The sequence below is a fragment of the Phyllobacterium sp. CCNWLW109 genome, from assembly GCF_037203905.1.
Classification (GTDB): domain Bacteria; phylum Pseudomonadota; class Alphaproteobacteria; order Rhizobiales; family Rhizobiaceae; genus Phyllobacterium; species Phyllobacterium ifriqiyense.
The window spans coordinates 640,908-665,632 of sequence record NZ_JBBCBK010000001.1 but is presented as its reverse complement, the minus strand read 5'-3'; the positions used below and the strand labels follow the sequence as shown (position 1 = coordinate 665,632).

Here is a 24,725-nt window from a genome sequence, read left to right as displayed (position 1 = left end):
CTGCCTCCCGCCTCTGTCATTTGATTTAGTTTTCCGCCAAAATGCCCGCATCCTCAGCGGCATCGTAAAAAATCTGACGCGCAGTGGCTGGCGTTATTTTACCGGCCAAGGCTTCCACGCAGGCCTGTTCTGCCAAGGCTCGCTTTGGGGTCTCGCCGGGCCAGAGGCTGTATAAAAAGCCCAGTGCGTCGGCAACTGTATCGATCACATGGATTTCACTAGGGCTTGGACCTTCGACACGGACAGGCGCAAATTCTTCGGACATAAGCTTTCTCCTTCAAAATGACGAACCTCGACCTTGCGAGTAAGTTCCCGTCCACTGGCGGACAGAAGTCGGTGATTGCGGAACATCCGGCGACAGGATCGCATTTCACTTGTGTTGTCGGTGTTGTGGATACTCCACCGCCAGCATGGGCTCGGTGCCTTCTCCCACAACGATGACGGGCACCGAGCCTTTCCACAAGCGTATTCACAGGAGAGGACTGGTGTCTTTCTCAAACTTTCGAGAACTAGGATATACCGACATCCATGAGCAGATATTGTCAGAAGCGTATCGCCTCGCTTCTCACAGTTTGAATCGTCACCCCCAAAACCACGAACACGGTGAGCGGATGGCTCAGACAATCATCGACTTCTATTATCGGGGAATTCGGGATCCCGGCGTGCTGAGCACACTGGCGGCGAACAGGGAAAAAGCGCTCGAGATTAAAGCCGCCAAACTGGCGCGGCGAACGGAAAGGTTGGCAAGGATCGGACGCAGAAAAGGAAGATCGCGGAAGCAGCAAGAACATCGGGCCGAGTAAGCGTCTGCTGCATTCTCAGCCCACAGCCTTAGCTTTTGTCCACTTCTGGACTAAGGGTAGATTGTTTTAAATCGAAGCGTACACTCAATGCGGCACCGACACTAAGCACTGAACTGGCGGTTGATGCTTGAGAGATGTTACGTGCTCTTCGCCTAGTGGGAGGAGCACGATCATGCCTTTTCGCAGACAGGTCTACACCAATAAATATTCATCCCTCGACTGGGATATAATGGCGAAAGCCTATGAACTCGCCATACAACAAATTGGGAAAAATCCATCCTTGCAACGCGACCGGCTGGCGCGGTGCATCAAATGAAGCGATCTTGGGGCCAGATAGGTTGGCACAGACCAGTCCTTCTTGGTTCGCCCCCCACTTGATAGCGTATTCTTCCACACAGGCAGCCACCTTCGCGAACTCGCTCCACTTGGTCTGCTCTCCATTGATTGAAGAAATCTCTTCGAGAGGGTTCCTCAGCCCGGGTTGATGAAAAGATCACTTGGGAACTAAACGGCTGCCGCATGGTTAGACCGATCAGCCATGATCAACATTCCAAGGCTTTCACTTTCTTTCGCCAATGAAAAGGCCGGGAGGTTTCCATGAAGTATTACACACACACAGCCGGCCTTCTTTTGGCGGCAACGACGCTTGCCGGATCAGGCGTCGCTTGGGCGGAGGTCAAGGGAGTAGTGGGAAGAGCGTCTGACGTTGTTATTCAAGGCTCGATTCTGGAACCGGAAAAACTGCAGGTCTCTGATGACGCAGAACTAACGAAACTCATCAACGTACCAGATGGATTCAAGGTAGAGGTTTTTGCACGTGATCTGATAAATCCACGTATGCTCGCGGTTTCGAAAGCAGGCCATCTCTACGCTACACGCCGTTCCATAGGTGATGTCATCCTGCTCAAGGATGGTGACGGCGATGGCAAGTCAGACAAGCCGATAACAGTGGCAAGTCGGCCTGGGATACACGGCGTTGCCTTCGACGATGACAAGGTTTTTCTGGTAACAATCCATGACGTCTACACCGCTGGTGTAAATGCGGACGGCTCGTTTGGGCCATTGAAACGCATTATCAGCGACCTGCCTGATGCGGGCCAGCATGCGAACAGAACGATCGCAGTCGGTCCTGATGATATGCTCTACATCTCGGTAGGAAGTACCTGCAATGAATGTCAGGAAGACAATCCCGAAAATGCAACGATCCTGCGAGCAAGCAAGGACGGAACGAAAAGATCCATTTTCGCGAGCGGTTTGCGAAACACGATCGGTTTCGATTGGGAGCCCGGTTCAGGCCATCTTTACGGAATGGACCACGGCATTGATTGGCTCGGCGATGAAGTGCAAATCGAGGAATTCAATGCGCTCGAAGAAGGAAAGCGATACGGGTGGCCCTACGTGTACGGGATGAGCGGCCTCAATCCTCACATTGATCCGCCAGAAGGTATCACGCTGGAGCAATGGGCAAAAATGTCGGCTGAACCGACTTTAGGATACACCGCTCACAGCGCTCCCATGCAAATGACCTTTTATAACGGCAAATCCTTCCCGGCGGAGTTGAGGGGCGATGCTTTTGTCGCGATGCGGGGGTCGTGGAACCGTAGACCACCAAGCGGCTACGAAGTAGTTCGCGTCAATTTTCAGAATGGAAAACCGGTTGGCTTCGAGAAATTCCTCGATGGCTTCCTACTGCAACAGGCAAATGGCAAGTATGGATATCTTGGACGATTGTCTGGTTTGGCCGTTGGCAAGGATGGTTCGCTCTTTGTAGCGGATGACAGCAATGGCATTGTTTACCGGGTCTCGCACGAGGGAGCGGTAGATAGCGCTGACAGCGCCGTTTCGGTCCCCGATATCGCGAAGAAAAAACCTGAATCCAAAGTCGCTTTTGATCTGATAAACAGCGCGAAGAATGACGCTATCATGGTCAAATCAGCGTTCAACGATGGCCAACCAATTCCTCTCGCGTACGCTTTTGATGGGGAAAATGCCTCACCCCCGCTAGAATGGGACAGTGCGCCCGCGGGAACGAAATCGTTTGTCCTGATAGTCGATGATCCGGATGCGATGGAACCCAGGCCCTTTACGCATTGGGTTGCGTATGACATTCCTGCAAAAACCAAAAAGTTACGTGAGGGCGTTCCCGGAAGTCCTGTTCTCGCTGAGCCTAAGGCGATGAAACAGGGAGCCAACAGCTCGGGCTCGATAGGCTATACAGGGCCGAAACCGCCTGTGGACGATCCGGCCCATCACTACCACTTTCAAGTGTTCGCTTTGGACGTCGAAAGCCTTGGTATCGATCCTGGCGCCAACCGCGAAAAGGTCATGGATGCGATGGAGGATCATGTGCTGGCAGCGGGCAGGATCGTGGGGACATTTGAACGTTAGGATGGTTCGCCGACTTGCTTGTTCCGGAATCAGCGGAGAACCCCGGCACCTCTAATGAAATGAGCCCCCTCCCTTCACGGGAGTTCACCCAACAATATCCGTTGGAGATTTGACCTGCACGATTATCCGACAACGCCATTTCGGACCAGGACCAACCGAGGTCCGGGAAAACTGGCGCTCAATGGAAGGATGGACAATTTTGTGCCCTTGATCGGCTTCTTGGTCGATACGGGTAATGCATTGCAGGCGATCTCGCCAACAAAGCTGACATTCGCGCACGCTACCAAGAGATAGACCTATGGTTCGCGGATGCTCTGGTCAGTAACGCTAGAATTTACCTTGGAAAGAGTTGGAGCGGCATCAGGATCGGCCCGTTCATCAGTAGAAATTCGCCCGCTTCGGCCACCAACGCAATGCCCGCAACACGCTCCTTGACGAAGCCCTTCGTCGCTGCACTTTATCGTTTACAGGGAACGGCTGTATCTTAAGACCCCGCCCGAAATACAGCCGAGGCGAAATTGGTTCACACGCTTGTCACTCAACAGTGGCTATCAAGTCATGATGATCGTTTCTGCGGAGTACTTCTCGTGATCCTAATCCTAAAGGGACGCGCATGAGCGTCGCCGCATGTTACCTTTATCGCGATGGGAAACGGTTGGAAGCTGTACCGTTTTATGACGCGTCCATGCCGGAAACAGAGAGTGACTTCATCTGGATCGGGTTGCACAAGCCCACGTCCGAAGAGCTTTCACTGCTCAAAGATCGCTTTGGTCTTCATGAGCTTTCGATAGCAGATGCCCTCAGCTCTTTGCAGATGCCGAAGCTCAGCGCCTATGATGATCAGCTTTTTGTCGTCGCAAAAACCGCGCAGCTTGCGGGTGACCGAATCACTTATGGCGAAACCGCGATTTTCGTCGGAAAGCGCTACATAATCACGGTGCGCCATGGTTCGGATCGGGGCCATGGCGAATTGCGCGGCAGACTGGAAACCTCACCTCAGACCCTTCGCCATGGAACCGATTATATATTGCATGCCATACTCGACTTCATCATCGACGGTTATCTTCCTATCGTGCGCACGATCGAGGACACAGTTCTCGACATGGAACGCAAAATGCTCGACGCGTTCCTTGATCGTGACCAGATCACTCGCATTTTCAGGCTGCGAAGGGAGATTATTCTCTTTCAACGGGTTTTGGACGCGATGCTGGACCTTTGCGGCAAGCTTGTACATCTCGACCTGCCGTGCCTGGACAAGGAGGCAAAGCCCTATTTCCGCGATGCACTTCAACACATGCACCGCGTCGAGACGATGGTAGGCAGCTTGAGGGATGTGATTACCTCTGTTTTCGAGGCGAGCAATCTGCTGGAACAACAGCGGCAGGGAACGATAACCCGGCAATTGGCGGCCTGGGCGGCCATTCTGGCCGTCCCGACGGCAATCGCTGGCATCTACGGTATGAACTTCGATAACATGCCGGAACTGAAAACGAGCTACGGTTATTTCGTTGTTCTCGGGATAATTGCCGTCTTGTGCATCGGGCTTTACGTTCGCTTCAAACGCGCCCGCTGGATATGATAATCTTCATTTCTTCACATCTACCAGCGGTTCTTTTCGCCGGCGCTGCGGCAGCCATGCTTTTACATTTTTCCACATCGGCGAGACCACATATCCGGCTACCGGTATAGCTATCAAACCGACGATAATGCCGATGACGCCCGATCCGGCGGCTTCGACGATCCATGCGACAACGGATCCGACAGAAGGCAAGGCATGGCTTGCCGCCTCACCTGCACCTTCGATCGCATGAGCAATGGCCCCGGCACCGTAACCCTCAAGTCCATGCACAAGGATACCGCCACCCACCCAGATCATTGCGGCGGTTCCGACGATACCGAGCCCTTTCAGAAAATAGGGCATGCCTATAACCAGTCCGCGGCCACCTGCCCGCAAAAGCGTGCCGACGGGAGCGACCGTTTGCGAGCGCGCCAGCACCAGGCCAAGGTCGTCAGTCTTAACGATCAGGGCTACACCGCCATAAACAACCAGTGTGATGCCTATGCCCACAACTGCAAGTATAAGGGCCTGCGTCAGTACATTCCCCGACGGAAGCGACGCAAGCGTGATGGCCATGATTTCAGCCGACAAAATGAAATCGGTCTTGATCGCGCTGGCAACCTTCTCGTCTTCAAGAGATTTGGAATCGATGCTGGTCGTTTCAAGTGCAGCCTCATGGGAATGGGCGGCATGCGGCAGCAGGAGCGCATAGATTTTCTCCACGCCCTCATAACACAGATATACGCCGCCGATCATGAGGAGAGGCGTAATCGCCTGGGGTGCAAGCAGGCTCAGGATCAGCGCTGCGGGGAGCAAAATCACAAGTTTGTTCTTCAGCGACCCCAGGGCGATCTTGCCGATAATCGGCAGCTCTCGCGCGGCTGAAAATCCGGTGACATAGCGCGGTGTGACTGCTGCATCGTCGATCACGACACCGGCTGCTTTCGCCCCGGCCTTCGCAGCCTGGCCAGCGATGTCGTCGAGAGACGCCGCCGCAACCTTCGCCAATGCCGCAATGTCGTCGAGAAGGGCGATCAGTCCAATGCTCATGAAGCCTCCACCAGGAAACCGGATTTATAAAGCGGACTAGCATCCGCAGATATCAATGCAACGTGGCATCTTTCAAAAGAAGATGCCACGCGCAAGCTATTACGGCAATGCGCGTTACTCTGCAGGCATTGGGCTCAGTCCGCCTTCGTTCATTGGGCGAACTTTTTCGCGTTTCTGCGCAGCTCTCGAAAGCACGCTCTGGCGATTGACTGACTTCCGCTCACTTTCGATACGCTCAATGAGAATTTCGGCACGTTCAATAGAGCCGAGAAGTGCCAGAATTGTTCCACGCTCGGCAGCACCGGCATTCGGTCCCAGCGCCAAAGTTCTCGCGCGCAATTCCTCCACATCCGGAATGCTTATGTGGCCCGCCGGCATGGGTGGGTTGGCAACACCGTAGTCCGGCATAATACCCTGCAACGACGCATCAAGCTTGTCGAGAGCAACATCAACGATGGCGCGCGCTGCTGAACTGAATTCTTCACGTTTCACGCGGCGGGCGACTTGATGCAGCGACTCCGTCAATGCAGCGGTGAAATCCGCCTCTTCAATCAGGCTGGCGACAAGATCCAGCTGTTCGTAAGGCAAGTCTTCTTTCATCAGCGAAGCCGTATATTCACGTATATCGCGACTGAGAATATCGGTAGCAAGATAATGCTCGCCCGGATCGGACGGTGCGGATTTTGCAGAGCGTGCAATATCCAGAAACATGGCGCCAGCCTGAAGATGACGAGCAGTTTCCTGCTGAACTGCCGGGATTGCTTTTGCAAAATCCCCGGCAAGTTTGCGGTCGAGAAATTTGGGTGTCGAATAATCTTCCGCGTCCTCAGCATCAGTACGACCGATCCGCGCCAATACGCTCTCAAACACGCCGACGAAAGGAAAGAGCAACGCCGTATTGAATACGTTGAAGAATGTGGAATAAAGACCAACGGCAACCGGAACAAGCGGGAAAGTTTCCTTGCCCTCCACGACCACAGGAACGCCCGGATCGCCCCCAAACCACTGCATCGCCCAAGCAAGAACTTCGATCGAGACGAAGAACAGTGGCACGGTGATACACACGCCGATAATATTGAATGACATATGCGCATAAGCGGCGCGTTTAGCATTCTTGGACAAGTTCAGGGATGCTATCCAGGAGGTAATTGTGGTTCCGAGATCTGCGCCCAGAGAAAAGGCGACCGCAGTGGTCCAGTCAAGCACACCGGCAGCGCCCAACCCCATGACAATACCGATTGTAGCCGATGATGAGTGGATCATCGCGGTCACACCAGCTGCGATAAGAACGCACTTGATCAGGTTGAAATAAGAGTCTGCCTGGAGGGTGGAAAGAACCGACATCACTTCCGGGATATTTCGGAGCGGTCTTAGACCACCGGTCATCAGGTTCAACCCGTAGAAAATCAGGGCAAAGCCCATGCAGGCAAGCGCGATGTTACGCACCTTGTCGTTTTTCGAAAAACAATAGACCAACGAAAAAAGGCCGGCAAAGATCAGACCGAGCGGCCCAAGAGGGAGCGCAATCAGGCCATTGCCAAGGGTGGTACCGATATTCGCTCCCATGATGACGCTGATGGCAGGCCTCAATCCAACCACCCCGGCGTTCACCAGGCCCACCACCATAACAGTCATTGCCGTTGATGACTGGATGACACCTGTTATGAGTGTACCGGCCACAACACCTTTTATCGGCGTTCCTGCGGCTTTGGCCAGAAATGCCCGCATCTTGTTGACGGAAAGTGCCTGGATGCCATTCGACATGAATTCCAGACCAAGCATGAATATTCCGAGCCCGCCGATCACCGGCACGAGAATATCCTTGAAAATATCTATATCCATTGCGTCTTATCCCCATAGCGCCAAGGCGCGGTCCATTGATCTGCCTGCATTCCCCTTGCAGGCATGCTTAACTTTCATTGCGTTGAGGAGCCGATCAGCCAATATTGCTTTATCCGGCTCACCAGAGGTTCCGATAAAGGCACATAACGCAGGGCCTGCGCATCGCGGCCGCCGCTCTCAAATGCCAGGCGGAAATAGTCATGGACACGGCGATAGCGACTAGGTGAACGACCCTCTATTGGCACGACTGCATAAGTGGCTCCACAGATGGGGTATGTGGCTTCGCCGGGTTGGTCAGTAAGGGATAAGGCAAAGTCCTCCGCCTTCGTCCAGTCGACTGCCGCTTGAGCTGCCCTGACGCCCTCCGGACCGGGCAGAACGAATTTGCCCGACTTGTTCTTGATGGCGGCAACCGTCAGATCGGCCCGTTCGACCTGCCCATATTCCGCATAGGCAATAGCGCCCTTTGTGGCTTTCACGGCAAGGATGAGGTCTTGCGTTCCTTCGACACCGGTTCCCCACGGCCAGGCTATCAGCGTGTCCGCCCCGTATTTCGCTTTCCACTCATCATTGGCGGTGGAAAGATAGTTCGTAAACATATAGGTAGTGCCGGATCCATCCTTGCGATGGATCGGAGTGATCTTGACGTCCGGGAGATTCAGTTCCGGATTTAGCTGCTTTATCGCCGGGTCAGACCATGATTGTACTTTGCCAAGATAGATGTCTGCGAGAAGCGGACCCGATAGATTCAACCGGCCAATGCCTTCCAGATTGATTGCGATGGCAACGCTGCCCAACACAATCGGAAATTGCTGGCGGCCATGTTTGACAAGTTCCGCATGCGATAAAGGAACGTCCGTTGCCGCAAAATCCATTTCCGGCTGGCTGAGTCGCATGACACCTGCAAGTGATCCTACCAATTCATAGTCTACCGTCCAGTCCGGCGAGGTGAAATCTCCGCCATCCGTGCGGGATGCTTTGTAGTTTTCAGCCCATTTCGCAATAATCGGAGCCGCAAATGTCGAGCCAGCGCCGCGGATAGGTTCCGCTTGGGCTGGTGAGCACAACAAAAGACTTATGACCAAAAGTGCCGACCCGACAAAGTCAAAGGTGGCTGGTCTTGTTGGGCAGATACACAATAACAGACGTTCCATTGTCAAGACCTCACGATCACTGTCACTGTAAGATCGACGCGTGTCCCGAACCACCGGTAGACGATGGATGCAGAGACGTCCGACTGACGCTCCGAAAAAATAATCGTACTTTTTCAGTATCTCCGTTTCTTAAAACATTAATGACATCTCCCTTTCTTCTCGAAGAATCGGATTCTTGTTGGGAACATCATCAGGATTGGCAGCCGCCTGTCATTCAACTGACACGTCGAGGAGATTTACATTGCTCGACTACGAAGGTCACATTCCGCAGGAGATTTAGATGTCCGACAGCGCAGGCGATACCGCTCCCAAGAACAAGGTCGCGATCGTGACAGGATCAACAAGTGGCATAGGCATGGGCATAGCGCGCCGCTTGGCAGCGCAAGGGGTGAACATCGTGATCAATGGCCTCGGTGATGCGTCTGTTATCGAGGCAGAAAGGGCGGCCATTGAAACCGAGTTCTCGGTGCGGTGTCTGTACTCGCCAGCAAACATGCTATCCGGCTCCGAGATTTCCGGCATGGTACAGCTTGCAGTCGAAGTGCTTGGTTCATGCGATATCCTGATCAACAATGCAGGTATTCAGCATGTGGCACCGATCGACGAGTTTCCGGACGAGAAGTGGGACGCGATCCTGCAGATAAATCTTGTCGCTGCTTTCCATGCCATCAAGGCGGTCATTCCCCCGATGAAGGCGCGCGGATGGGGCCGGATCATCAACATTGCGTCTGCACATGCCCTGGTCGCATCCCCCTACAAATCCGCTTACGTGGCCGCCAAGCACGGCATTGCCGGTCTGACGAAGACCGCAGCCCTGGAGGTTGCAGCAAACCGGATAACAGTGAACGCGATCTGCCCCGGATATGTCTGGACACCCTTGGTCGAAGCGCAGATCCCGGGCACCATGGCCGCTCGCGGCATGACCAAGGAACAGGTGATCCACGATGTGCTTTTGGAAGCGCAGCCTACGAAGGAGTTCATAACAATCGATCAGGTAGCCGCGCTTGCGGCATTTCTGTGTTCGCCCGAGACCGCTTCGATCACTGGTGCGATCATTCCCATCGACGGTGGATGGACGGCACATTGAACAATGCTTTCGTAGCTATTCAAGGGACAGACCAAATGAAAACTGAAGATGTTCGCCACGCCTACGCAATGCCCTTGACCAACCCGGCTTATCCGCCCGGACCCTATCGGTTCACAGACCGGGAATATGTCATCATCACCTACCGAACCGATATTGACGCCTTGCGACAGGTTGTTCCCGAACCACTAGAAATCGTCGAGCCGATCGTGAAATATGAATTTATCAAGATGCCGGATTCAACGGGCTTTGGCGATTACGTCGAGTCCGGACAGGTTATCCCGGTGCGATTTGATGGGAAGGACGGCGTCTATGTCCACGCCATGTACCTTGATGATGATGCCCCGATCGCCGGTGGACGTGAAATCTGGGGCTTCCCCAAAAAGCTTGCCTATCCGAAGCTTGTCCATGAAGGCGAAGTGATCGTCGGGACCCTTCATTACGGTTCGGTGCTTTGCGCAACGGCGACCATGGGCTACAAACATCATGCAGTCGATAAAGCCGCAATTGCCAGGTCTCTCAAGCAGCCTAATTTTCTCGTCAAAATCATACCGCATGTCGACGCCACCCCGCGCATATGCGAACTGGTTCAGTATCACCTTGAGGACATTACCGTGAAAGGTGCATGGTCAGGCCCAGCCGAACTCGAGCTTCATCGCCATGTCATTGCCGATGTCGCCCGGCTACCGGTTCTGGAAGTCATCGGCGCGGTGCATTTCCTTGCCGATCTAACCTTGGGCATGGGCAAAGTCGTTCATGATTATTTGAGCGATCCGGTTTGAATCGCCCGGTCACAAAGGAACGTATCAACATGGACCAGTTAGCCGGCACTCCCAAGAACAAGGCTGTCAGTATCAAGGAGGTGCTTGATCCCTATCAGTCCGTCGCGCTTGTCTTTCAGGGCGGCGGCGCACTCGGTGCCTATCAAGCCGGGGTTTTTCAGGCATTAAGCGAGGCAGGCGTGGCCGCCAACTGGTTATCAGGTGTTTCGATCGGAGCGATAAACGCGGCGATCATTGCGGGCAATAAACCGGGAGTCCAGGTGGATCGGCTAAGGAATTTCTGGGAGACGGTATCCAGCAGAAAGGTCTGGCATTTCACACCGGAGGGCGACTACTTTCGCAAGCTGCGCAATCAGGCCAGCGCCATGATGACCATGACTTCGGGGCTACCGGGCTTTTTTGCGCCGCGGGAAATGAATCCCTGGCAACAGTTTGCCGGGGCATCAGGCGCGACCAGTTTCTATGATACCAGCGAACTGGAAACCACGCTGAACCGGCTGATCGATTGGAAGGTTCTGAACGACAGACAGCAACGGCTGAGCGTCGGTGCCGTAAATGTGAGAACAGGCAACTTCCGCTATTTCGACAGTGAAATCGAAACTATCTCAGCCCAACATATTATGGCGTCTGGCGCACTTCCCCCGGCATTTCCGGCGATCCATATCGAAAACGAATACTACTGGGATGGCGGCATTGTATCCAACACACCACTGCAGTATCTGCTCGAACAGGAAGACGTTCATGATACGCTTGTTTTCCAGGTCGATCTATTCAGCGCACGGGGCACCCTGCCCCGCGAAATGCCGGATGTGCTCGCCCGACACAAGGATATTATGTATTCGAGCCGGACACGCAACAACACGGATACATTCCGCCGGCTGCATAATCTCAAACTGAAGCTGCATCAGGCCTTGCTGCGCGTGCCAGCCGAAGCGCTCACCGTTGAGGATAGGGAATTTCTTTCCTCCATGCAGGATGTGCCACAGATCAACATTGTTCACCTCATCTACCAGCAAAAACTTTATGAAGGCCATGCCAAGGATTACGAATTCTCCGGAACTTCGATGCGCGAACATTGGGATTCTGGCTATGAAGATACGCGAAAGACCCTGCGCCACCATACCTGGCTGGAAAAGCCGCCAGAGTCTGTCGGCATGACAGTGCACGATGTCCATCGTGATGATCCAAGTTAACTAATATGCTGTGGTTTGGATTTTTACTGTAGGCGAGGAGCGTGGCCTGCATATTCTAAACGGGTACCGTGTAGCAACGCACGAGTCCCATTACACTTGGAAAAATGGCACTCATAGTTCGATCCGATCCGAGAACATTTCGAGATTGGCATTCTAAGATTTGCCGATTTCGTTTACTCGCGTCTGCACGCTCAACCGATCAAGCGACGCTAAGGGCAAATTAGTGAATATTTTAAGCCTGCGGTCGAGTTCCATCAATGCACGAGAGAAGGCTTGTTTCCGCTCCCATGGCTCCCCTTCAGCTAAGACTGGATCAGACGATTCCCAGTGGGCAGTCACTGGAAGATCCGGCCATTCAGGCATAGGCTCTCCCGCCTGTTCATCGTTGAGGGTGAAGACGAAATCAAGATCATGTGCGCCTTCGGTGCCAAAATCTTTGAAATGCTTGGGGCGTAGTCCATCGAGGATGCGCTGTTAAAGATATTGGGAGATGCGAACACATTGGGCTGGACGAAAGCCGAGGTTTTAACCGCTATAATTGCCGTGGCTGACAATACTGCGCTCGCCCTTGACGCAACCGTGGCCGAGTCCGTGAGAATACATATGTCGAAATTAATGAAGAAACCTGATGTCTGAAACGCCAGCGCCTGAATATCCGTCACACATGGAAACGCAACAGAAGATTCAGGCCAATCGCTGTATGCACGTCGGCTGCAATGCTGGGGCAAGCGGGGGCTTCCATATTCGTCTGGTGCGAATGGTTCTGTTTTGAGCATAGGGACGATGGAAGGATTTAGCGGAACCATGGCTTTTGGAAAGCTGAGTTACATGAGCAATCGTCTGATAACCATCAAACATACTGCTGTTAGTTTAATAGGTACCAGTTTAATTGTTGCCTTCAACTCCATAGCCTTCGGTGAAAACCTTCCCACTGATCCGCTTGGATACGGCAATCCGTGCACCGACGATGCCTCACGCAAACTTCGTGAGCAACTGAAAACAGAAGTTGCAGAACCTGAGCAGCTGTATGACCTGATTGCATCCATGCTATGCGAATTCTCAATCTCAACTGAGCGCGAAGACACGGTCTACCGTCATATCCCACCATTTATCACCCACACGATTGAGGAAATCGGTGAATTGCCATCGACCAGTAGAGTACCCCGTAGCCAAGACTTGGTAAGTGAAATGATACTGGCCTCAAAAGTTGAGTCTGCACATCAGACAATCCAGCGACGGAGCTTGGTAAAGGTGGATTACTCGAGCGACATTTGCTCAAGACAAGTTACGACGGAGTTCAGCCGCGGAAGTTGGCTGATAACGAATTACATCTCAAATTGTGACTAACTGGCTAATGATGCAGCTCTGAGTTTCAGGGCGCTAAGGCACAGAGTGGTTCTGCTTTGAGCATAAGGGCGAAGGAAAGGTCTGATCGTGGCAAAACCAATAGTATATCAAGGTAACGGCCCTTAAGGAGGGCCGCGGCGCACGCGTGATCAAATTTCTAAAGACTAGGCAGGGCAACCCACAATCGTCCACATGGCGGACGGCAGTGATTGGTGGGAGCATGCGACGACCAACATCTCCGAAGAACCCACCATCAATTTCTGGTCACGTATCAAACCGGCGCATGCCACTGACGGACCAAAGAGAAGAGTGCGTCCGAGAGAATGGCTTTCGTTGGTGCCGCATAAAACCAGTTATTTACATCCCTGTTGATTGGAAGATCGGCTTTTTGTGTTATCCTTAAAAAAGGATAACGACCAACTCAAGCCAGCACCAGTTGTGTGCACAGCCAGATGCGGGATATCAAAATGATCACTTTCAAGCTGAACGGTCAGGAACGAACTTTCGACGGAGATCCCGATACTCCGTTGCTCTGGGTCCTGCGCGATTTCGAAAAACTCACCGGCACCAAATATGGTTGCGGCATAGCCCAGTGCGGCGCCTGCACCGTTCATCTGGACGGCACGACGCGCCGCAGCTGCATTACGCCGATTGCAACTGTTGAGGGATCAGAGGTTGTTACCATCGAGGGCATCGAAGGCAAGGAGGCTGAAGCCATTCAGAAAGCCTGGGTCGCGATCGACGTGCCGCAATGCGGCTATTGCCAGTCCGGGCAGATCATGTCTGCCGTGTCGCTGCTGCAGATGACGCCAAAGCCGACTGACGATGATATCGACGGGGCGATGGCGGGCAATATCTGCCGCTGCGCCACCTACCACCGCATCCGGCAGGCGATTCACAATGCTGCCGATACGATGGAGGGTTGAGCTATGACCTTGCACACGATCACAAGCACACGCCGCTCGTTTCTGTCAGGCGCTGGCCTTGTCATAGGTTTCACCCTCGCGCCCCGAATGTTCTCGGCGGGGGCGTCGCAAGGTGTCCAGGCGGGCGGCGACAGCGCATTGTCGCAGATGAATGCCTTCGTAAAGATCGGCGCCGATGACACGGTGACGGTTTTGTCCAAACATATCGAATTTGGTCAGGGCCCGTTTACCGGCCTTGCCACCATCGTGGCGGAAGAGCTTGACGCCGACTGGAGCCAGATGCGGGCCGTTCACTCCCCAGCGGATGACAAGGTCTATGCCAATCTCATGTTTGGCTTGCAGGGCACTGGCGGCTCCACATCGATTGCCAATTCCTACGAGCAGCTTCGCAAGGCTGGCGCCACGGCACGGGCCATGCTGGTCGCTGCCGCCGCAGAGGAGTGGAAGGTCCCGGCCAGCGAGATCACGGTCGAGAAAGGCCGCATCAAACACGCGGCGTCGTCTAAGGAAAGCGGTTTTGGCGCATTCGCCGGCAAAGCCGCGGCCCACACGCCGCCTCCCGAACCCAAGCTGAAGGATCCCAAGGATTTCGTCCTCATCGGACAGGAGCTTCCGAAGCTCGATACGGTCAGCAAGACCAATGGCAAGGCCGTTTTCACGCTCGATGTGAGCGCGGACAATATGCTGTATGCGACGGTCGCCCACCCGGAACATTTCGGAGCAACAGTAAAATCCTTTGACGATGCGGAAACCCGGAAAGTGCGGGGAGTCGTTGACATCAAACAAATCCCTCAGGGTGTCGCCATCTATGCGGAAAACACCTTTGCAGCACTCAAGGGCCGTGCTGCGCTCACAATCGAATGGGACCTTGCCGAGGCAGAGACCCGCTCAAGCGAGCAGCTTACGGCGGATTATGAAAAACTCTTCGCCGAGAAGGGTCTTCAGGCGACCAATAATGGCGATGTCGACAAGGCCTTCACCGGCCAGGGCGTGCAGAGTCTGGAAGCCGTGCTTGCATTCCCCTTCCTCGCCCATGCCCCGATGGAACCGCTCGATGCCGTTTTCATCAGGGCTGCCGACGGCTCTGTCGATATCTATACCGGCGCGCAATTCCCGGGAATGGACAAAAGCACCGCTGCCAAGGTTCTCGGGCTGGACCCGGAAAAAGTACGGGTGAACACCCAGATTACCGGCGGCAGTTTCGGTCGGAAAGCCCAGTTCGGCTCGCCCTATATGCAGGAAGCTGCGGCGGTTTTCGCAGCCACCGACGGCAGCCGCCCCCTCAAGCACATGTGGACGCGCGAAGACGACATTCGCGGCGGGTATTACCGGCCCATGTATGTCCACAAGATGCGCGGCGCAATGGATGCTGACGGCAAGATCGTCGGCTGGGATCAGACCATCGTCGGTCAATCCATCATGGCCAAGGCTGATCTCGACGAGACTTCGGTCGAAGGGGCTTCCAACCTGCCCTATGACATACCCAATTTGCGTGTCATGTCGCATAACACCACGCTTGTGGTGCCACCGCTCTGGTGGCGCTCGGTCGGCCATACCCATACGGGATTCGCCGTTGAAACATTCGTTGACGAACTGCTCGAAAAGGTGGGCAAAGACCCCGTCGAAGGGCGATTGGCCCTCCTGGCCAAGGAGCCCCGGCATATGGCGACATTGAAGAAGGTTGCCGAGATGGCCGCCTGGGGTTCCCCTTCCCCGGAAGGACGCCAGCGCGGTGTTGCCGTCGTCAAGAGCTTCGGCAGCTATGTGGCCCAAATCGTCGAAGTGTCGATCGGCGAAGATGGTTCTCCCCGGGTGCATAAAGTGTGGTGCGCCGTCGATTGCGGTATCGCGATCAATCCCAATGTCATCAAGGCCCAGATGGAGGGCGGCATTGGATACGGCCTTGGCGCTGTCCTGTTCGATGCCATAACGCTTGCTCAGGGCGGAAAGATCATCCAGTCGAACTTTCACGACTATCGCTCGTTGCGCATCAATGAGATGCCGGTTGTCGACGTCGCGATCATCCCATCAGCCGAACCGCCGACCGGTGTCGGCGAGCCCGGTGTTCCCCCCGTGGGTCCGGCGGTCGCCAATGCCTGGCGGCGGTTGACCAACAGCCCGGTACGGCGTTTGCCGATCGTCAATGTTCTTTCCGCTTAAGGGGACGCAGGATGATACGAAACATTACGTTCACCTCGATATCCGTGTGCCTTGTCCTCAATGCGGTCATTGCTGTTTCCAACATTTCGTTCGCGCAGGACAAGGTTGCTCCTGTGTCTGCCGATTTGAAACCGGCATCGTCCTTTCAATCAATCTCTGACGAAAAGCAGCGCTCCGTTGCCCTCTTTGAAGAGGCCGGCAAGGTCATCCAGCACCCCCGCTGCGTCAATTGCCACCCGGCAACCGACAGGCCGCTGCAGAACATCTCCATGCATCCGCATCAGCCTCCGGTTACCCGCGGTGAAGGAGGTATGGGTGTTCCGGGAATGATGTGCACCACCTGCCATAGCTCGGAGAATGTTACGGTCATCGGGCAAGCGGAAACACTTAAAAGCATCCCCGGCAATCCAAACTGGCATCTGGCGCCGATCGAAATGGCCTGGGAAGGCAAGTCTTTGGGCGCCATCTGCACGCAGATAAAAGATCCGCAGCGCAATGGCGGCAAATCGCTCGACGAAATCGTCGAACATATGGCCCATGACGATCTGGTCGGCTGGGGCTGGAAGCCTGGCGAAGGCCGTGAACCGGTCCCGGGAACTCAGGAAGCATTCGGAGAATTGATTAAGGCATGGGTCCAGACCGGCGCAGCGTGTCCGCTGTAGTATCCAATTGCGAGGAGGGATTTGGGTTTTGCAGCCGATTCATCAGACAGTGGCTTAAAGTTCTGGCGAAGCAGCACCGTCGCAAGGTGCTTAAACGGCCGTCCGGAATGATGCTATTTTTGTGGCTATGTTTCAGCGGTTGTACGAAACTGAAATTGCTGCAGAGGCTGTCGCAGCCATTGCTAATGGTTTTGATCGCTATTTGCGCCCAGGGGAAAGTCTCCATTTTCGACATCGGCTTTCTTGCGGAGGTAGGGAGCTGGTCTCAATTTATCAGATGCTGACGAGCAATCATCTGGAACATACCACTTATGGCCCAGTTTGGTTGGCCTCTCCATCAAGCAACCCGCCCGCTGCGATGATTGCTTCCGGTGTGTCTACGTCGTGAATGGCTGCATTTCCGATCTCCACCTCAATTACATCAGGCTCGAAGGCATCCAATATTTGTCGGGCGCCGAAATCGCCTTTCAATGTGGTCAGCCTTTCGTAGAACGTTGAGGGCAGGATGATCGGGTGACCTGGCACCCTTCCCGACACGGCCCGAACAATGAAGTTGCCCTTGTTCTCTCGAAATATCGTGATCAGTCTATTCAAATGTTCAGTTTCCACTTTCGGCATATCGGCAAGTAAAACTATTGCGCCGGCGGCGGAGCTTACGCGTTCTTCGGAAATTCCAGCCACAATAGAGCTGGCTATACCTACCGAAAAGTCCGGGTTATGGACAACATGGGCGCCCATGCCATCAATGCAACTCTCTATATCTTCCCGCCTATAGCCCGTGACAATCGTAACGGACGACGACCTGCTTGCCATTGCGATTGCAACCGTTCGTCTAATTAATGGAATGCCATCAAACTTTGCCAGCAATTTATGACTGTGATTACGCATTCTGGTTGCCTGACCGGCTGCCAGTATAACTGCCGCGATGGTAATCTCGGGTAACTCCATAGCTCAGTGTACCTGAAAAAATCTCCGCATTGAATGGAATTGAACGCACGACCTACGACTGTGTGTAAACGGGGAAGTTGTCAGCAATCCTTTCTTGAAAATGCTGATAATATGCGATTTTCGACCGTTTTTGATCGGTTCCTCAAAGTCTACATGGCCTTAAAGTTCGCATGCGGCCAAGTATCTTACGCCAGCAATGCCTGGCAGCGCCGCACGTGCAATCTTCTTGATCTAACTTTTACGCAGCAGTTTGGCGGGCATTTGAGTTTTAATCTGTGATTGTTCATCGCCGTGACGGATCTTGATTGGACCACCCGTCAGGCACCGTTAACCCTGTGCTATGGGTTGCCGCACCTTGGGAGGGGATGATGAATGCAAATAGAACGCCACGATCTATGATCTTAAAGAGCTCAAGAGTTCGTTCGTCAGATATCAGAGCGAATTCTAGCAAGGGTATCTTCGGTGAGGTCAAAATTCGTATGGAAAGCACGGGCCACAACTGTCTATATGGCAACGCAACGAAACAATGATGCCCAGCCATTGTGCTAGTATAAGGAATTTGCTTCCCCATCAGGACCAACAGGAATGGGCATCCAATGGGTAATTTTACCGTGCCCTTTCGAGCCCATATGGAGCTCCTCACCCAACTTTTGATTGTCGTACATAGGTATCACCCATATATCGCAAAATATTGAATCTGTTGCGCGGAATCCTGTGCCATCATCACGCATGATCCAGAGATCGACGGCAGTTCCATCAGTCGGCGCCGTCTCGATGGGTCTCCATTCGCTCATATCTCCATCCTTCGCTCCTGTGCAGCCCTAAAATTTCCGACGGAACAGAATCTCGCCTTTGCCCAAGACCGCATTGTCGCCGCCATATCTGCCCGGTCTATCCCCCAGCAATGGCCGGTTCATAATTTTCTCACGCATGAGAAACCGGTCAAATAGGCTGGAGAAGGCGATATCCGGTTCTCCGCATGGCACGAAGGTTGGCGAAAGTTCGGTGGGGTGGCGGTCAAACAGAATCGAACCACGTTTCATCAAATAGCCGGGAACAGCCCCGACACGTCCGGCAATGGCAATTGTTCCGGCAATCATGCGGTATCCAGCATAGCCACCGCAGCCTTTACCTATTGCGATGATACCGCGCCGCAGACGGTCACCCGCATAATCCGACGCCTTGCCGCGTACGATCAGCAATCCGCCGCTCATTCCGACCATTTCGCCTGCAAGTGGCCCACCCAGATAGCTTCCCGTATTGCCCTTGATCTCTATGCGACCATCAATCATGCCTGAACCTGCATGATCGTCGGCACTACCCTGGATAGTCAGGGAGCCTCCCGACATTTTCCTGCCTGCCTCCCTGCCGACATCGCCATCCACACGAATCGATCCTGCTGTCAGCCCGGCACCAACTCTATCGAAACGTTTGGTACTCCCTTCAAAAACGATCGAATGTAAATCGGTGCCTGAAACATTGAATACATCGCCGACCATAACCGGGTGAGAACTGGTTCCAATTCGCAGCTTCGCAATTTGAACCTGAGAGAGTCCGGCAAGCCTCGAAGGTGTCAGCGGTGAAAGGTCAAGGCGCTCTTCCGGCTCGGAGAGAATTGCGAAGGTAAGCGCTTTCATGGGAGCAAATCCTTCAGATGATAATGAAATTTCCCAAGCTTGCCGCCGTAATTTCCCGCACTGATCCGCAAAGCGCCCTTTTTCGGACCAAGCGAAATGGCGGCTTTTATGCCGGCCCGCATGGCGGCCGCAACAGTCTCCTCTGTTTCACCATCGATAACGACTTCCAGAACCGAATTGATTTCAGGCGTAAGTGCACTGTCGACTACACCGCGCAATGTCGGGGCGAAGGCTTCGTTGGTCGAAGCCATCACACCCTTATATTTAGCGCCAATCTTGGAGCCCGATCGGACAACGCCGCCTGGAAATGGCATGATCGCCCCGGGGATTCTCGCGATGGCTGCGACGGCATGTTCCGCTGCATTCAGCGCCTTGTCGCTGTCGGCAGCCAGAAACAGCAAATTGCCCCCCCCCGACTGCAAGCTTGCTGAGACCTGTGGTGGCTTCGCAAAGAAACTCTCCATCCATGACCGGGACACGCCAATAGTGTTTTCCGCCGAATTTCTTCGATATCTGCCAACCGTCGCCGAAATACCGCAACGCATTGCCGAGATTGAGGGACGCCGTGCCTTCAAGGTCGGCGAAACAGGCGCTGCCAGGCGAGGTCAGCACGCATTGGCCGAGACGGTTTTTCAACTGTTTTTGCAATTCATCCGTACCCATCGCGAAAATCATCACCCGGCAGCCGGGGCGGCCGTCAGGCGTTTGCGACGCTGGCAACTCCACATCGATCGCTGCCTCGCAACCGCACCCGATTACCGAAGTTGCAAAGCCGGTCATGGTGATGGCCGCCTGCCGTGCCCATTTCAGCGAGGGCGCGGTAATGATGATGGCGGTCGCACGCATGCCAAAGGCTTCGGCAAATGTATCGTCTATCACAACACCATTGCGGATCAGCTGTTGCATGGAACCTCTCCGAATGGTTCGTCCCTCTGGATGGAGGAGTCAGGGAAAGTGAACCAATCAAGCGGCAGGCCATAGCGCTCCTCGTGGTATGCCTTCATGCGTTTCACGATTGCCTTATCGGCCGGGGGATTGAGCCGCAGGGTCTTGCCCCAACGATAATTGGTTACTTTTCCGTTCTTGACCACAAGGTCGCCGTTCTTGAACACCAGTGCTGCTTCCCGGAACATTTTGGCCACGTCCCTGCCCTTGCGGTAGACGGCGATATCTGCGATCGCGCCGGCGCCAAGATGACCTCGATCTTTCAGGCCCAGCAGTTTGGCTGGTGCAGCGCGTGTCATTATGGCAATCTCGTCGAATGTGTATTCCCGCCGGATTGATGCGAGTGTCGTTAATTCCAGCGCGCTTGCATTCAGCTTGGAGGATTGCTCATCACGGGCTGCACTGCTCATCAGTAGCTCGAACAATTCCGGATAGGCTGTGAAGGGAGCACCGTTTGGATGGTCCGTGGTAAAGAATACCCGCCAAGGATCATTGATCAGCAGAAAAAGTTCAAGACCGATGGCCCATTGCAATGAGCCATAATAATCCTGCTTATAGCGATAGGGAACAATTCCACCACCGCCATTGCCATCCCCATCGAAAATGACGAACTTCTTCGGGCTCGCATTGCCTATGGCTGAAAACTGCCGCATGACATCGGACGATATGGTGACGGTCTGCCCGAACATGACCTGACCAATGTCAATTGTCACGTCGCGATTGCCATTGACGGCCGCGGCCAGGCGTGACGCTTCCGATGAAAATTTCCGCTTCCCTTCGGTCCCGTAGCTGTAGAACTGCAAATGGGCCAGATGAAGCGGTATGCCTTCACTGGCTTCGATGGTCGCCGCAGCCGTATCGGCACTCCCCGCAATGCCCAAATTATTGGCGTGCACATGCAGTGGATGGGGAATGCCCAGGCGCGTTACCGAAGCTTGAAGCGATTTGACGATCTTGCGTGAAGTCACACCATATTCGGGGACCTCATCGTCCAGGGAAAACGATCTGACATTCTCCTTGAAGGCCGCTGCTGCTCCAGCATTTATGACCTTTACCCCTAGAGCGCGGCTGGAGCCGACAATCCATGCCACATAATCATCCAGCATTGCTGACGATGTGTTGTCCCGGAGCAGTGAAAGACTGAAATCATCATTTCCGAGTATTGCCAGTGTTGCCTTGTCTATGATGGGAATATCGGCGAGCTCAAGATGCGTATGCAGCGCTGAAGAAGGTGCCATTGCAGGCTCAACGACCGTCGTAAATCCCATCTGCGCATAAAGGCATCCAGTTCGAAACGTCGACCATCCGGCATTGGAAAGCGGCGTAGCTGCCGGCCGCCTCTGGTGTGCGGCGTGATGCTCTGGCAAAAGCAGCCGGGCAGTATTCACATTGCCGCCACCGATATGCGAATGAATGTCTATGGCTCCCGCCATGACAATGCACTGCGAGACATCATGCGTTTGATCTGCAGTTTCACCCGGTGGCGCATTGATCAACAGCCCATCCCTGATCCAGATATCCCGAGTGCGGGTTTTTCCGTTTGCGGGATCGATAACTTCCCCACCTGTCAGTTTAATCAGCATACAAGAGCCTTTCGTCCTGGCAGAGCCACAGCCAATTGTCTGACAACACTGGACAGGCTGGGCAATTGCGACGGCTCAACGGCTTGCACCGCGCGGAACGTGCCGGTCCTGCTGGAATAACAAACTCCGTCATGATCGAGCCCGGCCTGGCCGACAGCGATTGTCACCGCTGTCCCCTGCACCGGGACCGCCGTTCTCTCCAGTGCAATCAAAGACAATCGCGTGCCCTTGGAAGGCGGCTGGCCGCCTCTCGTGGACATCCAGACATGAAGATCGGGCTCCTTGTCCCGGATCATGCGCTGAATGTCCCATCTTACTGGGTCATAGCTTGGGAGGCTATCGGTGAATCCTGTTCTGGGTGGAAATCCCGTCATCCATAATGATGTCAACGCCATTCCCCAGGCAGCTTCATCAGCGGGCAGAAACACACTGCTGGCACGGCCCTTCTTGTTCAGGTCCGCAACCATTTCCTGTAGCATGATCAGGTCAGGCATCTGCCCGGATGCACCAGAGAAAACGAAAACCGGGAACCGGGCCGCCGAAAGGCTTTTCAGCAGCCGATCAATGTTCGTCAAGGAGGAGAGTCTCTGCCGTCCCTGCAGGGTCGCGCGCACAACAGCAAGGACATTACCCAGAGAAAGGTCGTCTCCGCCGACCTGCACTGCCCTCACCGCCAGTTTCGGGGCGCCGGAATATTCACTGCCGCGAATGTGAAACCAGCTGCGTTTTTTGAGTTTATCCGAACGGGGTTGCGTACTTGCCCAGTCCAGCAAAAGTCCGCCATGGTGCGGAGGAATATCGCCCACGAGCACGATAACGTCCGAACGGTTACGTGCTTCACCCGCCGTGGTAAACATGCCACCATGATCGGTGAACAGAGCAACTTCCCTTGACAGGGTCTGACCCAGAGGATGGTCATAAGGAGCGCCGACACGCTCGGCCAGCGCAATGGCGCTGCGTGTGCCGTGTACATCAGCATCAATGGTAAAAACCGGACAGCGGCTGGCTTTCAGGAGGCCGCTAGCCTTCCGAACAGCATCCATCAATGATACCGGCTGGCTGCCAATCCATGCAACCGACATGTTCCGCTACTTTCTGGTGCCTGGCTAAAACCTTATCTGGTTTTTTGCGAATGTGAACCCTGCCTGTACAGAAAATCTGCGAATTAGTCGTACTTGACATAGGCAAAGCGCTGATCGGCAGGAGGCGTGCCTTCAAGGGCTCCCCCTTCTTTGCCTGGTTGCCATTGCACAACCGCCTCGATCTTCATCGCAAGTTCAAAATCCTTGTCGGTGATGCCCTTGGCCTCGTGATTTTGCAAAAGTACTTCAACCCAGGCATAGGATGCCTTCAGATCGGGGTGATGCCAGGCGGCTTCTGCAAGATGACCAACTGTATTGATCACCATGAGCGTGGATTTCCAGCTATGAGTCTTATACTTTCTGCGTATCCAACCATTCTCGTAACGCCAACGCGGCAGATCCCTTGCAAGACGCGCCATAATCTCGCTTTCAGAATAAACTGTTTCCTTGGGGCCTAAACTGTCTGTTTCTTTCGTCATCGTCGATCCTCCCGATTGTTCGTTCAACACACTTGCACCTTGTTGGAAAGACGATATCATATATTGCAGGGCCCGATTTTGAGATTGTGTAAATTAAGCAAATGTCGGAATCCGTCACGATCAAAGTCCCTGCCCGTCTTCATCTCGGCTTCCTCGATATTCCGCGCGCGAGCGGTGACCGCTTTGGCAGTGTTGGCTTGCCTATAGAGGATATCGCCACCGTTGTGACCATTGCGCGGGCGTCAAAGCCGGAAATTCACGGTGCCGAGGCGATCCGGGTGGCACAGCACATGACAACATTTTGCAATCATCTTGGCATAGCGGCTCATCATCATGTAATAGTCCATCGTACCATCCCCAGTCATATCGGATTGGGGTCTGGCACCCAAATTGCGCTTGCCATTTCGGCTGCACTGCGCACGTTGCACCATTTCGAACCCGATATCGTGAACGATGCAATACTGCTCGGGCGCGGTTCACGTTCGGGAATAGGAATTGCAGCTTTCAATGAAGGGGGCGTCATCATCGACGCAGGCAGGGGACATGGAAGCGCAGCGCCAACAGTCATCTCCCGCATTGCCCTCCCCGAAACATGGCGGGTCATTCTCGTATTCGACACCTCGACGCAGGGTATTCACGGCCAGGAGGAAATCGAAGCATTCAAGGCGCTCCCTCCGTTTCCCGTGGAGATATCAGCTTTGATCTGTCGCCATGTCGTCATGAGCTTAATGCCCGCGCTGATGGAAAGGAACCTTCCACTTTTCGGACAGGCCGTTCAGGCCATTCAGGATGAAATCGGAAGATATTTCGCTCCTGCGCAGGGTGGCATCTTTACCAGCAGAAGTGTTGAAGCCACAATTCGCCGGCTGGCACAGGCTGGTGCAACCGGGATTGGTCAAAGCTCGTGGGGGCCGACAGGTTTTGCCTTTGCCGCTTCGCAGAAGCAAGCAGAGCATATCGTAAACAGCATCACTCCCGACGCCGGGGCAAAAATCCAGATCGTGGCGGGCAGAAATGCGGGCGCCGAGATAACCCATACGCTCTTGAACCTCGCCAGAGCCTAAGATGTAAACTGACCCTGAACCATGGGCACCACCATTGT

The 24,725-nt window shown here is 54.2% G+C and carries 22 protein-coding genes and 1 pseudogene; 12 read left to right on the top strand and 11 right to left on the bottom strand.

From position 1 onward, the window contains the following. Positions 1-25 precede the first annotated feature (25 nt). A complete protein-coding gene (locus V9K92_RS03320; RefSeq protein ID WP_307276500.1) occupies positions 26-265 on the bottom strand; it encodes a DUF982 domain-containing protein in 240 nt (79 codons plus the stop codon). Positions 266-485: 220 nt separating this feature from the next. Here V9K92_RS03320 and V9K92_RS03315 point away from each other — a divergent pair, with 220 nt between their 5' ends. From V9K92_RS03315 to V9K92_RS03300, 4 genes are all read left to right on the top strand, one after another. Then, entirely contained in the window at positions 486-803 is a 318-nt protein-coding gene (locus V9K92_RS03315) for a hypothetical protein (protein WP_307276497.1), read from the top strand. Between the two features lie 172 nt (positions 804-975). Next, a complete protein-coding gene (locus V9K92_RS03310) occupies positions 976-1,119 on the top strand; it encodes a hypothetical protein (RefSeq protein WP_337353263.1) in 144 nt (47 codons plus the stop codon). 281 nt (positions 1,120-1,400) lie between these two features. Continuing rightward, a complete protein-coding gene (locus V9K92_RS03305) occupies positions 1,401-3,191 on the top strand; it encodes a YbhB/YbcL family Raf kinase inhibitor-like protein (protein WP_337353262.1) in 1,791 nt (596 codons plus the stop codon). A 613-nt stretch (positions 3,192-3,804) separates the two neighbouring features. Then, on the top strand, positions 3,805-4,770 hold the full coding sequence (locus tag V9K92_RS03300) for a magnesium and cobalt transport protein CorA (RefSeq protein ID WP_337353261.1): 966 nt from the start codon (positions 3,805-3,807) through the stop codon (positions 4,768-4,770). Positions 4,771-4,776: 6 nt separating this feature from the next. Here the strand turns inward: V9K92_RS03300 and V9K92_RS03295 are convergent, their stop codons facing one another. The 3 genes from V9K92_RS03295 to pstS form a co-directional block, all read right to left on the bottom strand. Then, complete coding sequence (locus tag V9K92_RS03295; protein ID WP_337353260.1) at positions 4,777-5,799, bottom strand: DUF808 domain-containing protein; 1,023 nt, start codon at positions 5,797-5,799, stop codon at positions 4,777-4,779. Between the two features lie 114 nt (positions 5,800-5,913). Next, positions 5,914-7,641 carry a Na/Pi cotransporter family protein gene (locus V9K92_RS03290; RefSeq protein ID WP_307276399.1) on the bottom strand — a complete coding sequence of 576 codons (1,728 nt, stop codon included), beginning with the start codon at positions 7,639-7,641 and terminating at the stop codon, positions 5,914-5,916. Positions 7,642-7,715: 74 nt separating this feature from the next. After that, positions 7,716-8,795 carry a phosphate ABC transporter substrate-binding protein PstS gene (gene pstS, locus V9K92_RS03285; protein WP_337353259.1) on the bottom strand — a complete coding sequence of 360 codons (1,080 nt, stop codon included), beginning with the start codon at positions 8,793-8,795 and terminating at the stop codon, positions 7,716-7,718. Positions 8,796-9,075: 280 nt separating this feature from the next. On the opposite strand from pstS, the gene V9K92_RS03280 reads away from it, so the two are divergent. The 7 genes from V9K92_RS03280 (at position 9,076) to V9K92_RS03250 (ending at position 16,949) form a co-directional block, all read left to right on the top strand. Next, on the top strand, positions 9,076-9,882 hold the full coding sequence (locus V9K92_RS03280; protein ID WP_337353258.1) for a 3-hydroxybutyrate dehydrogenase: 807 nt from the start codon (positions 9,076-9,078) through the stop codon (positions 9,880-9,882). A 35-nt stretch (positions 9,883-9,917) separates the two neighbouring features. After that, positions 9,918-10,661 carry an acetoacetate decarboxylase gene (locus V9K92_RS03275; RefSeq protein WP_307276395.1) on the top strand — a complete coding sequence of 248 codons (744 nt, stop codon included), beginning with the start codon at positions 9,918-9,920 and terminating at the stop codon, positions 10,659-10,661. A gap of 29 nt (positions 10,662-10,690) precedes the next feature. After that, entirely contained in the window at positions 10,691-11,854 is a 1,164-nt protein-coding gene (locus V9K92_RS03270) for a patatin-like phospholipase family protein (protein WP_337353257.1), read from the top strand. A gap of 828 nt (positions 11,855-12,682) precedes the next feature. Then, positions 12,683-13,201 carry a hypothetical protein gene (locus V9K92_RS03265; RefSeq protein WP_337353256.1) on the top strand — a complete coding sequence of 173 codons (519 nt, stop codon included), beginning with the start codon at positions 12,683-12,685 and terminating at the stop codon, positions 13,199-13,201. A 467-nt stretch (positions 13,202-13,668) separates the two neighbouring features. Continuing rightward, on the top strand, positions 13,669-14,127 hold the full coding sequence (locus V9K92_RS03260; protein WP_307276386.1) for a (2Fe-2S)-binding protein: 459 nt from the start codon (positions 13,669-13,671) through the stop codon (positions 14,125-14,127). A gap of 3 nt (positions 14,128-14,130) precedes the next feature. Then, positions 14,131-16,287, top strand: a complete 2,157-nt coding sequence (locus V9K92_RS03255; protein WP_337353255.1) for a xanthine dehydrogenase family protein molybdopterin-binding subunit — start codon at positions 14,131-14,133, stop codon at positions 16,285-16,287. Between the two features lie 11 nt (positions 16,288-16,298). Continuing rightward, the gene (locus tag V9K92_RS03250; protein ID WP_337353254.1) at positions 16,299-16,949 is read left to right on the top strand and encodes an Isoquinoline 1-oxidoreductase subunit; all 651 of its coding nucleotides are present in this window, start codon (positions 16,299-16,301) and stop codon (positions 16,947-16,949) included. Positions 16,950-17,258: 309 nt separating this feature from the next. Here the strand turns inward: V9K92_RS03250 and V9K92_RS03245 are convergent, their stop codons facing one another. The 7 genes and pseudogenes from V9K92_RS03245 to V9K92_RS03215 form a co-directional block, all read right to left on the bottom strand. Next, positions 17,259-17,897 (bottom strand): nucleotidyltransferase family protein, encoded by a 639-nt coding sequence (locus tag V9K92_RS03245; protein WP_337353253.1) that lies wholly within the window; start codon positions 17,895-17,897, stop codon positions 17,259-17,261. A gap of 545 nt (positions 17,898-18,442) precedes the next feature. Next, a complete protein-coding gene (locus V9K92_RS03240) occupies positions 18,443-18,691 on the bottom strand; it encodes a hypothetical protein (RefSeq protein ID WP_307276375.1) in 249 nt (82 codons plus the stop codon). A gap of 27 nt (positions 18,692-18,718) precedes the next feature. Then, positions 18,719-19,534, bottom strand: a complete 816-nt coding sequence (locus tag V9K92_RS03235) for a formylmethanofuran dehydrogenase subunit C (protein ID WP_115053884.1) — start codon at positions 19,532-19,534, stop codon at positions 18,719-18,721. Then, positions 19,531-20,440 (bottom strand): annotated as a pseudogene (gene fhcD / locus V9K92_RS03230) (formylmethanofuran--tetrahydromethanopterin N-formyltransferase). Before fhcD ends, V9K92_RS03235 begins: the two are co-directional and overlap by 4 nt. Further along, positions 20,428-22,062 (bottom strand): formylmethanofuran dehydrogenase subunit A, encoded by a 1,635-nt coding sequence (locus tag V9K92_RS03225; RefSeq protein WP_337353252.1) that lies wholly within the window; start codon positions 22,060-22,062, stop codon positions 20,428-20,430. Before V9K92_RS03225 ends, fhcD begins: the two are co-directional and overlap by 13 nt. Further along, the gene (locus V9K92_RS03220; protein WP_337353251.1) at positions 22,056-23,144 is read right to left on the bottom strand and encodes a tungsten formylmethanofuran dehydrogenase; all 1,089 of its coding nucleotides are present in this window, start codon (positions 23,142-23,144) and stop codon (positions 22,056-22,058) included. The genes V9K92_RS03225 and V9K92_RS03220 overlap by 7 nt, the downstream gene beginning before the upstream one ends. An 83-nt stretch (positions 23,145-23,227) precedes the next feature. After that, positions 23,228-23,623, bottom strand: coding sequence for a 4a-hydroxytetrahydrobiopterin dehydratase (locus V9K92_RS03215; RefSeq protein ID WP_115053888.1), 396 nt, complete (start codon positions 23,621-23,623; stop codon positions 23,228-23,230). 101 nt (positions 23,624-23,724) lie between these two features. Here V9K92_RS03215 and V9K92_RS03210 point away from each other — a divergent pair, with 101 nt between their 5' ends. Further along, on the top strand, positions 23,725-24,687 hold the full coding sequence (locus V9K92_RS03210) for a beta-ribofuranosylaminobenzene 5'-phosphate synthase family protein (protein WP_337353250.1): 963 nt from the start codon (positions 23,725-23,727) through the stop codon (positions 24,685-24,687). Positions 24,688-24,725 lie beyond the last annotated feature (38 nt).